This window comes from Proteiniphilum sp. UBA1028 (genome assembly GCF_002316955.1).
Classification (GTDB): domain Bacteria; phylum Bacteroidota; class Bacteroidia; order Bacteroidales; family Dysgonomonadaceae; genus Proteiniphilum.
The window spans coordinates 3,203-6,274 of the sequence record NZ_DCEN01000074.1; the positions used below are offsets into that span (position 1 = coordinate 3,203).

The 3,072-nt window shown below is 52.4% G+C and carries 2 protein-coding genes; both read right to left on the reverse strand.

All coding sequences use genetic code 11. From position 1 onward, the window contains the following. Positions 1 to 7: 7 nt before the first annotated feature. Entirely contained in the window at positions 8 to 1,603 is a 1,596-nt protein-coding gene (locus tag B3Z75_RS12605; protein WP_294072296.1) for a thiamine pyrophosphate-dependent enzyme, read from the reverse strand. A 284-nt stretch (positions 1,604 to 1,887) separates the two neighbouring features. Then, positions 1,888 to 3,072, reverse strand: a 1,185-nt coding sequence (gene pnp, locus B3Z75_RS12610; protein ID WP_294072299.1) for a polyribonucleotide nucleotidyltransferase, incomplete at its 5' end; no start/stop codon positions are given.

The window sequence follows — 3,072 nt, forward strand, 5'->3', positions numbered from 1 at the left end:
ACGCCGGCTATAATGATGTTTTTTTGCATATTTTTTTTCCTAAGGTTTGTACGCATTCCCGCTGTGAGATGATCACCGAGACGCCGTTATAATCGAACTCTTCTTTCAGGATTTCCACATTTTCATCCAGGTTCTTTTTCAGGGGCACCATCAGTCTGATGTGATCTTCTTCTACGCCGATTCCTTTGCATAGATCGAAGAACCTGCCGGTGCCGGCCGAATCCTGTCCCCCCGTCATGGCGGTGGTATCGTTGTCGGAGATGATCACGGTGATTGGTGACTGGTCATTTACCGCATCCAAAAGTCCCGTCATGCCCGAATGGGTGAAGGTTGAGTCGCCGATCACGCATACGGCCGGCTTCATCCCTGCGTCGGCAGCTCCTTTTGCCATGGTGATGGAGGCACCCATGTCCACGCAGGTGCTGATGGTGCTGTAGGGAGGCAGGGCTCCCAGCGTGTAGCAGCCGATATCGCCAAACACCTGTTTCTGCGGATAAGCTTCCATTGCCAGGTTAATTGCGTCGAACAGGTCGCGGTGGCTACATCCCTGGCAAAGCATGGGCGGACGGGGTGCGACTATTGGGGGAATGTTGTTCGGCTCTTTTGTTGTCACACCGAGTGCCTTTTCCAGCAGGTTGGGAGAGAGTTCTCCCGTTCGCGGCAGTGCCCCGTTCAGTCGTCCCTGTATTTTGTCGTTGCCGAAATAGCCCCTCATCAGCTCCTCGTACACCGGGTATCCTTCCTCCACAATCAGGATCTCTTCGTATTTGTCCGCAAACTCATTCAGCGTCTTTTCCGGCAGAGGGTATTGCGATATTTTCAGTACGGGCATATTCAGCCGGTAGGTGCTGATGACCTCCATTGTGTAATTGTAACCAATGCCGAAGGCAATCACTGCCCTTTTCCCCTCCCCTTCTGTCACCCCGTTGTAGGGAGATGACTCCGACAGTGAAACCAGCGTCTGCTGTTTCTGTAGCAACTGTTGATAATTTCTTCGTGCATTTGCCGGCAGCAGGATCCATTTTCCTTTTTCCTCCGAGGGAGTCAGCCTGTTTTGTTCTCTCGGTTCGCTCCGGGTTACAACTGCCCGGGAGTGAGACAAGCGGGTAGGTATGCGAAGCAGCACGGGTAGTCCGGTTTGCTCAGAGAGGTCAAAAGCATGCCGTGTTATGCGGTAGGTCTCCTGCTGGTTGGCAGGTTCCAGCACCGGGATCATGGCAAATTTGCCATAGACGCGGCTGTCCTGTTCATTTTGAGAGGAGTGCATGGAGGGGTCATCGGCCACCACCAGCACCAGTCCCCCGTGAATACCGGTGATGGATGAGTTCATAAACGCATCAGCAGCCACATTCAGTCCCACGTGTTTCATGCAGACCAGGCTGCGTTTGCCGGCGTACGACATGCCCAGGGCAGCTTCGTAAGCTGTCTTTTCGTTTGTAGCCCATGCCGAACGGACGTTTGATCCTTTCGCTTGCGGCGATTTTTGTATGTATTCGGTAATTTCGGTCGAGGGTGTGCCAGGATAGGCATATACGCCCGATATTCCTGCATCCAATGCGGCCTGTGCAATGGCCTCGGCACCCAGTAGCAATTGTTTGTTCATAATCAGGATAACCTGCTTTTGCAGAGATTTGCGTCAATTGTTTCGTTTTATTACAAAAACGGCGTTTAGGTTTACAAAATTACAAAAATAATGAGTTGAAAGCAGTAATTACAACTAATTAGAATGATTCTATGTTCGTTTGGTCATGGGTTTGGCTTCGATTCTGGTTGAGGTGGTGTTTTGGCTGAAGTGAGTGAGAGGAATAAAAAAAGCGAACTTTTTGGTTCGCTTTTTTTAAGAGTATTGATTGCAGCCGGTATTTGTTTTTCCGGTCTGTGTGGATGTTAACCGCGGGGGCTATCCTCTTTGGGAGGGCGGGGCATCAACACTTTGCGTGATAATTTGAATTTCCCTGTCCTGGGGTCAATGTCGATCAGCTTCACCTGAATCTTGTCGCCCTCTTTGATGCCGGCATCTTCCACCTTTTCCAGACGTTTCCAGTCTATTTCGGAGATGTGGAGCAGTCCGTCTTTTCCGGGAAGGAATTCGCAGAAAGCGCCGTAGGGCATTACCGAGCGTACAGTAGCTTCGTACACCTCGCCCACTTCGGGAACCGCCACGATGCCTTTGATCTTGTTCATGGCGGCATCGATGGAAGCCTTGTTGGTGGCAGACACCTCTACCCGTCCCTTGTTGTCGATCTCCTCAATGGTGATGGTTGCGCCGGTCTCTTCCTGGATACCCTGGATTATTTTTCCACCCGGTCCGATCACCGCGCCGATGTAGTCTTTCGGAATCTCGATCACTTCAATGCGCGGAGCATGCGGTTTCAGGTCGGCACGCGGTTCGGAGAGTGTTTCCATCATTTTACCCATGATGTGTTCGCGTCCCGCTTTGGCTTGTGCCAATGCTTTCTCCAAAATTTCGAAGGAGAGTCCGTCCACCTTGATATCCATTTGTGTGGCAGTGATTCCGTCTTTGGTGCCGCACACCTTGAAGTCCATGTCGCCCAGGTGATCTTCATCGCCGAGGATGTCGGAGAGGATGGCAAAGTTCTGTCCCTTGTTTTCGGAGATCAGTCCCATGGCGATGCCGCTGACCGGTTTTTTGATTTTCACCCCGGCATCCATCAGCGCGAGTGTTCCTGCGCAGACTGTTGCCATGGAAGAGGAACCGTTCGATTCCAGGATGTCCGATACTACGCGTACCACGTAAGGGTATCCCTGTGGGATCATCCTTTTGAGGGCACGGTGTGCCAGGTTTCCGTGGCCGATCTCGCGACGGCCTGTGCCGCGTTGCGGACGTGCTTCGCCGGTGGAGAAGGGAGGAAAGTTGTAATGCAGCAGGAAGCGGTCGGTGCTGTGTACGAGGGCATCGTCGATCATCTTCTCGTCCAGCTTCGTACCCAGTGTGACGGTGGTGAGCGATTGAGTTTCACCACGGGTGAAGAGTGCTGATCCGTGGGGGCCGGGTACGAAATCCACTTCGCTCCAGATAGGGCGTATTTCGGTGGTTTTGCGTCCGTCGAG